7 protein-coding genes are annotated in these 6,830 nt (G+C 56.7%); 4 read left to right on the forward strand and 3 right to left on the reverse strand.

What is annotated here, in order from left to right:
* The first annotated feature begins 295 nt into the window (after window positions 1–295).
* From NHH03_RS15610 to NHH03_RS15620, 3 genes are read left to right on the forward strand one after another with little or no spacing between them, the layout of a single operon-like run.
* Window positions 296–901 carry a hypothetical protein gene (locus NHH03_RS15610; protein ID WP_253157764.1) on the forward strand — a complete coding sequence of 202 codons (606 nt, stop codon included), beginning with the start codon at window positions 296–298 and terminating at the stop codon, window positions 899–901.
* Entirely contained in the window at window positions 898–1,524 is a 627-nt protein-coding gene (locus NHH03_RS15615) for a sigma-70 family RNA polymerase sigma factor (RefSeq protein WP_253157769.1), read from the forward strand. The genes NHH03_RS15610 and NHH03_RS15615 overlap by 4 nt, the downstream gene beginning before the upstream one ends.
* 3 nt (window positions 1,525–1,527) lie before the next feature.
* Entirely contained in the window at window positions 1,528–2,433 is a 906-nt protein-coding gene (locus NHH03_RS15620) for an anti-sigma factor family protein (protein ID WP_253157772.1), read from the forward strand.
* A 354-nt stretch (window positions 2,434–2,787) separates the two neighbouring features.
* On the opposite strand, the gene NHH03_RS15625 is transcribed toward NHH03_RS15620, so the two are convergent.
* The 3 genes from NHH03_RS15625 to NHH03_RS15635 all read right to left on the reverse strand — a co-directional run bounded on the left by NHH03_RS15625 (window position 2,788) and on the right by NHH03_RS15635 (window position 5,255).
* Complete coding sequence (locus NHH03_RS15625) at window positions 2,788–3,057, reverse strand: Sec-independent protein translocase subunit TatA/TatB (RefSeq protein WP_253157775.1); 270 nt, start codon at window positions 3,055–3,057, stop codon at window positions 2,788–2,790.
* Window position 3,058: 1 nt separating this feature from the next.
* Window positions 3,059–3,289, reverse strand: a complete 231-nt coding sequence (locus NHH03_RS15630) for a twin-arginine translocase TatA/TatE family subunit (protein WP_253157776.1) — start codon at window positions 3,287–3,289, stop codon at window positions 3,059–3,061.
* A 340-nt stretch (window positions 3,290–3,629) separates the two neighbouring features.
* Window positions 3,630–5,255 (reverse strand): DUF4153 domain-containing protein, encoded by a 1,626-nt coding sequence (locus tag NHH03_RS15635; protein ID WP_253157778.1) that lies wholly within the window; start codon window positions 5,253–5,255, stop codon window positions 3,630–3,632.
* 121 nt (window positions 5,256–5,376) lie between these two features.
* Here NHH03_RS15635 and NHH03_RS15640 point away from each other — a divergent pair, with 121 nt between their 5' ends.
* Window positions 5,377–6,630 carry a right-handed parallel beta-helix repeat-containing protein gene (locus tag NHH03_RS15640; RefSeq protein ID WP_253157779.1) on the forward strand — a complete coding sequence of 418 codons (1,254 nt, stop codon included), beginning with the start codon at window positions 5,377–5,379 and terminating at the stop codon, window positions 6,628–6,630.
* The last annotated feature ends 200 nt before the right edge of the window (window positions 6,631–6,830 follow it).

The raw sequence follows: 6,830 nt of genomic DNA on the forward strand, positions 1-6,830 counted from the left end.
CAGTGACCTCTGCCGTGTGAAAGCAGCGCTCTAACCAACTGAGCCAATCGCCCGTTCGGTGGGGGGCTAACCGTGTTTTTGGGTTGCCTGCCAGGTCGGTTTGACAACAATTCGTGCGAACCGACTCCACTTCTTGCTGCACAATACCTCGCGGAATTGGCTCAGGCAAGTGCACCCAAAATGGGTGCAGCGTCCTGTTTGCCATCGAATACAATGTTTTTCCAACGTGTATTTGGCCAACCTACTTTGCCGCTCCCACTCCTCTTTTCGTCTTTTCCCCCATTACGCCTGACCGATGCAGCGCAAGCCACTCGTTTTCACCATCGCCGCGCTACTGATTGGAGCGGCGTTGTCGTTGGCTGTCAGTCGCGTGCGAACGCCGGTGGTGATTCCGCTGCGGTATAAGCCGACACCGGAATTGGATCCACAGCAGGTGGTTGCCCGCCAATTGGAAGCGTTGCAGAGCGTGGCCGAGAATCCTGAGGGCTTTTTGTGGTGTTATCAATTTGCCGCGCCATCGAATCGTGAGTTTGTCGGTTCGGTGCAATCGTTCGCGTCGATGTTGCAGACGCCGACCTACCTGCCGCTACTGAACCACCAACAACGCCTGATCGGACGTGCTTTGGTGCGCGACGCCGACGCCACTGTGATGGCAACCATCATCCACCCTTACGAAATGCCTGCGGTTTTCCGGTTTATCTTGCGACGACAAAGTGCCCCGCCGTATGAAGATTGCTGGATGACCACCAGTGTTTTCCGCACCGGAGCGATCACCGAAGCGGGGCCGCCGGTCGCGCCCCGCGGTGCCGCGGTCGGTGCCCCAGTAGGGTCTGACAGCCCGGCGAAGCCTGAGCAACTAGACAGAGCCCCGGTCGAACCACAGGCGGGGCTGTCACCATGAGCGACAAAGAATCCGCTGATTCAGCCCCACTGTCACCGCAGTTGTTGCTCGATCGCGACTTGGTCCGACGCGTCGCCGCCGGGGAGGACCAAGCGATGCGTGAGGTATTTGACCAGCATTTTGAGACCGTTTTCCGGATCTGCATGCACCAGTGCCGGCAATCTGCCGACGCCCAGGAGGTTTCCGAGATCGTCTTCGTGGAACTTTGGAATTTTCCACAACGGTTTCATCCGCAGCGTGGTTCGCTTCGTACTTATCTATGCTTACTGGCACGCAGCCGGGCCAAAGACCGATTGCGCCAAACCGCCAGACGCGCCCAAAATCAGGAGTCCGCTGAAATCGACCTGAAAGCCGCCGCGTCGCAGAAACAACGCACGCTCGATCCGGCCGCCCACGCCGAATCAAACGACCGACGCAAACTGGTGCGAACGATCTTGGATTCGTTGCCGGTAGAGTTTCGGACGGTTTTGGAGCTGGCGTTTTTTGAATCACAATCTCATCGCGAGATTGCCGAAACACTTGATTTGCCGATTGGAACGGTCAAATCACGTGTCCGTCGCGGACTGATCCGCGTCAGTGAGTGCCTCAAGGCGACCGGTGTGGTTGAACGAACCGAGGTGTAATCCATGCAGTGCAAAGAATGCCAGAATCGATTCCCACAGTTTCTGTTGGGTGAACTTGACGACGATGCCGAAGCGGAAATCTCGCAGCATCTAGGCTCGGGCTGCGCTCGCTGCAACCAACAGTTTGCCGAACTGTCCGACACGGTCGGATTTTTAATCGCCGAAGCCGCGAACGAAACGACCGCGTCGCCAACCGCTGATCTAAAAGACGCTGGCGCACAGGTTTGGCAGGGCATTCAGAATCGGATCGCCGACAACGCGCACCGGTCGGCCGCGCCCACTGCCCAGCCGTCGCCAACGGATCGAGACAGCCAGGGGCGACGTCACGAGCAGCGACGTGACGAGCTGGGATTCGGCTGGAAGCCGATTGCCGGACTGTTGGTGGCGGTGGCTGCCGGATTCCTGGTGACCAGCATGATTCGCATGGCAGCCAATCCCGATTTGGAAATTTTGGGGTTTGGAACGCGAGACAATTCGATCGTGGCACAATCAGGAGGTGGCGGATTGAGGGGCCCGGGCGAAAATGCAACAAACGGCGAGTTCGGTGATCCGTCCGACCTGCGAACCGTCTCGCTGCGCCACGTCGAACAGCCGCAGCGGCAATGCGGTCTGATCGTGTTTGATTCGTTTGCAGCCCAGATTCATTTGTATTTGAGTGGTCTGCCGACACTGTCCACGGGTGAACAATACGTGTTCTGGTTTGGCGATGCAGACGGTCACTGGCTATCTGGGACGCCACTGCAGGTCGACCGTGGTGGTGTCAGCCAATTGATCGAGGTGCCGCCCAGCGATTCGCCGCTTAACACCGTGATCACTATCGAACGCGGCCCCCAGACGCCACAACCGCACGGCAAAGTGGCGATCATCAGCGACGACAAAGCCAGCGAGGCCGCAGCCGACGACGTCTGAATCCGCCACGATGAAAGGTCGCTGCGGAAGCAGGCTTGGCGCGCAGATTGGATGTGTTTTGATGAATCCGGATGGCGGTCGGCCGGCGTACTGATGTGAGCTTGCTATTTTATTCACCGCGGATCAAGCCGAGCTCTACAAGCATTTTATTGGGGAGCACACCAATCATTCTTCCCGTCGATGCTTGTCGGTGGCTGCAGTTGGGATTTTATTTAGAACAACTGCCGGCAACCGATCTCGGCTTGTCCGTGGGTTTCTTTTGTAGCGAGAACCGCCCGCGGATCGCGATGTGATGATTCGGCCAGCGGGCGAGAATCGCCCGCGTGTGCAGAGAAGATGGAGCGCCAGAGGGCACTAGGATGGGGGCGTGAATTTAGGCGCGACGGGTTCTGACGGTTCATCGTCATCGTCATCACGATCACTGCTGGCGGGCGTGTCGGTATTGAACGCACGTGTCGCTTCGTATTCCGCAGCACGAAACTCGCGCTGAACGTCATTGAGACGACTACGAAATTCACGGTACATGCCACCGGCCTTGCGCGCGACATCGGGAAGATTGCCGCCGAACAAGACGACTGCGATCACCCCGATCACCATCATTTCGAAGGGACTGAGCCCAAACATCTTATAACTCGTCCGACTTTTTGTCGGACAATTCTTCGTCGTCGCCGGATTCGCCCATGCCACGTTTAAACTCGTTGGCACTGCGACCGAGATTGCGCATCAATCCGGGCAGTTTGGCGCCCCCGAACAGCAACAAGGCGAGGAACAGCACGATCAACATTTCCGGCATGCCGGGAAAACCGATCGCAAACAGACGAGCCACCGGATCAACGGTGAAACCAATTACAGACATCGTTTCGCTCCAAAAGAGGCTTGAGAATCAGGAACCCTCACGCACAAGTGCGGCGAAAGCGGGTCGGTCGGTTGGGCGTGTCCCGAAAATCGGGGGCCGGCAACCACCTCCAGGACCGTCGTGTCGGGGGCGGGCAGTGGCATTCGATTGGAAAGCCACATGGGTATTTTATTAGATCTTGGCTGAGAGTCAAAGGCGTATCCTGAATCATCGTTTTTAAGGCCGCCCGGGGGGCGAGTGGTCCGTATTTGAGTTTCGGGTCGATAATTCGTGGCGTAGGCTTCCAGCTTGCGATTCACCCGGTGTGGTGATGGCAAGCTGGAAGCTTACCCCACTTTCACTAATACCACTGCATCGCGTAGCTCTCAAAGCGGTTGATCGCCTCGACGCGGGCGTCAGGATTGTCGCGGTATATCTGCCAACTTGATTCGTGCTGGGCCATTCGTCGATACAGCATCGCGGTTGCGGCTTGGTAGCGGGTCCAATGCCAAGGCGACGCCCCGGTGCGTTCTTCGATAGAGAGCTGGCGATGGGCCAGCATGGCGCGGACACCTTCGCGGATGATGTCGTCGGGATGATCGACGACTTCGATCATCGGCAAGTAACCCGAATCATCGGAGGGTTTGACTGCGATCATCACCGCTGGCGGTAAGTAGCCTTGATTGACCTGAAACACGTTGTAGCGGTGGGTGACCCAATCCACTGGAAATAAAGTGAATGCGATCACACACATCAGCAGCGCAGTCAGTTGCGTCCGCATCAGCCACCAGAACCCCTTGTGCCAAGCAATTTTGACCAACACCAACACAAAACCGATCACCACCACACTGATGCCAAAGAAACCGACCAACCGCATCGCGGTCAGACCGTTGTATCCCACATAGATCGCCAATCGGTTGAACACCGCGACAGCCAGTAAGAAATTGGTGGCCGACCAACACCATGCCAGCCATTTCAATCGCCCCAAGCGAGGATCATGAAGCATGCTGCCGCGAAAAATAAGCGACAACAAACCAGTGGCAAGCGCCAGCGCGGCGGTCAACCACGCAGCGCCTTGATGGGCGTAGCCGGCATAATAAAACCCGGTGGGGAATTCATGCTTCCACAGCGTTTTGAATTCAAACACCAAGTACACGGTGAACAACACGACCAAGCAAACCAGCGTGTTGCGAGACGCCGCATACAACAGCGAATGAACACTCGGTTGAGAACGAAACTCGGGATCGGTGCCACCAATTCGCTTGCGTCCGAGGTGTGGAAACAGCAACCCGGCGCCAACGATCAACGCAAATACACAAAAGGGAATCTCGATGGCGTCCAAGCGGCTGGCCCATTGCCAGGTCCACGTCGCCAGCCGATTCCATTGATTGGAAACCAGGTCGATCAAATTGGGATTGGCTAAGACAAAGATGCCGCCAAAAACAACGCTCGCCAGAACGGGCATCAACCAAGTCAGTGTCGTCGACATTGGCACGCCGCCGGCATCGTTGATTCGAGATCGACCGAGCGTCGGCAAGCGATGTCTGTAAATCCAGGCCAGACCGTCCAAGAAGCACCGAACGGACATCGCGATCGTTTCCAGCGCCCAGGGAAAAACGCCCGAGGCAACGAGTGCCAACGCGAACGTCATCAGCATCGCCGACCACACCACAAACAGATTGCCGTTGAACGCGAGTCGAATCGACGTGGCAATCAGAAGAATGGCGCACACCCACTTTGCCGTCCCCATCCAGCGACGATCGGAAACGATTGCCGCTGCATCGCCCTGCGGCGAGCCCCCACCCCGTTTGCAAAGAAAGAACAGCGGCATCAAAGCGGAAAACACTGCCGGCCCGGCATAGCCGTGAGTTCGATAGATCAACCAATCGGCTAGAATCGTCCACAGCAGCAAACCGACCGCCACGAAGCGGCTCATTTGTGCGCGGTACTTCGTCGGCTGTTCGCCATCGCTCTGTGAATCGTTCATCTGTAGCGTTCCCTGGCTGCGATCGGTTTCCCACGCTTCACTTATTAACTGTCCGGCGAAACGTTTCTACGCCGGTGAACTTGATTTGGTTTGTTGGCCGTTGCACCGACCGAGAATTTTGATGTTCCGCATTTGCTTTCCTGCGATCTACTTATTCGCTGCCGTGGGGACTCTCTTGTCCGTCACGCAAGCGGCTGCGAAACAGATTTTGTTAAGCCCGGATTCGAATTGGTTTGAGGTGCTCGCTGGCGACGCGGTCGATCCGGGTGACCAGATCGTGTTGGCGGCGGGGACGTATTCGGACCGTAGATTGCTGACAATCAGTCTGCGAGGAACAGCCGATGCACCCATCATCATTCGTGCGGCTACGGGTCAACAGGTTGTTTTCAAACGTCCCGATGCGCGACAGAACTCGATCAATTTGGTCGGTTGCCAATTCCTGGTTCTACGCGGCATCGAAATCACCGGCGGAGATTCCGGGATTCGCATCAGTGGCAGCGACGATCATCCGGCCAAGTTCATCACACTGGAAGACCTGCACATCCATCACATCAATGGGGTCGCCGTGACCGCAAACGCGGCCGGCCAAATCTATGAATCGCTGACGTTTCGTCGCAACCACATTCACCATACCGGCGGTCATGGCGAAGGGTTCTATTTAGGATCTAACAACACCGCAGATGGTCGCATCAACGGCTACATTTTCAATTCGGTGATTGAGAACAACTACATCCACGATTTGCGCGGCAGCAACGTCAGCCAAGGAGACGGCATCGAATTGAAAGACGGATGCTATGGCAATTTTGTTCGTGACAATGTGATCCATAGCACCGGTTATCCTGGAATCATCGTCTACAGCAGCGGTGGAAAAGCGGCGAACATCATCGAACGAAACGTGATTTGGGATAGCGCCGACCACGGGATCCAAGCGGCCAGCGACGCAGTCGTACGCAACAACATCATCTACGATGTCAAGGGATTTGGGATCTACAGCCGCAACCATCAAAACGCCAACGTTGGTCGACTGCAACTGGTACACAACACGATCATTAATGACCGCGCCATTCGAATCATCGCGCCCCAACAATTCAGCGGTCCGGTGGTGGTCGCCAACAATGCCGTCAGCGGCGAACAACGGATTCCACAAGCGGCTGAAATCATCTCACGATCCAACACCACCGCAATCATAGGGTTCTTCCCGCAAGCCGGATCGAAATGCATCGGCAGCGCGGATCCACAATTCGTCCCACAAGACGATTTCAACGGCACGCCACGCGGCGACACGCGTGACACCGGGGCCTATCGATATGCCCCGACCGGCAATCCGGGCTGGACGGTGGCAGCGGAGTTTAAAAAAGCGATTCCGTCACGCTGACGCGATCTGGAGTCGCGATTTGATGGCAACCCCGGAGAGAGGCTTTCCGAGAACCCTCTCCGGCCGCTTAGAAGTCCGACTCTCCCGCGGGGAGGTCGTCCAGCTTCGCTCACGGCTCAGGTTAAACAACCACCTCACGTTTTGAGCTAGCACGAGTAGACCTGTCTACGCAGCGGTACGCCAGCGGCCGCAACCGTGGA

Origin of the sequence: Stieleria tagensis (assembly GCF_024129865.1) — a bacterium.
GTDB classification, from domain to species: Bacteria; Planctomycetota; Planctomycetia; order Pirellulales; family Pirellulaceae; genus Stieleria; species Stieleria tagensis.

Coding starts and splice junctions, on each gene's coding strand:
- NHH03_RS15640 (WP_253157779.1), top strand. CDS start 5,377: ATGTTCCGCATTTGCTTTCCTGCGATCTACTTATTCGCTGCCGTGGGG.
- NHH03_RS15635 (WP_253157778.1), bottom strand. CDS start 5,255: ATGAACGATTCACAGAGCGATGGCGAACAGCCGACGAAGTACCGCGCA.
- NHH03_RS15615 (WP_253157769.1), top strand. CDS start 898: ATGAGCGACAAAGAATCCGCTGATTCAGCCCCACTGTCACCGCAGTTG.
- NHH03_RS15625 (WP_253157775.1), bottom strand. CDS start 3,057: ATGTTTGGGCTCAGTCCCTTCGAAATGATGGTGATCGGGGTGATCGCA.
- NHH03_RS15620 (WP_253157772.1), top strand. CDS start 1,528: ATGCAGTGCAAAGAATGCCAGAATCGATTCCCACAGTTTCTGTTGGGT.
- NHH03_RS15610 (WP_253157764.1), top strand. CDS start 296: ATGCAGCGCAAGCCACTCGTTTTCACCATCGCCGCGCTACTGATTGGA.
- NHH03_RS15630 (WP_253157776.1), bottom strand. CDS start 3,289: ATGTCTGTAATTGGTTTCACCGTTGATCCGGTGGCTCGTCTGTTTGCG.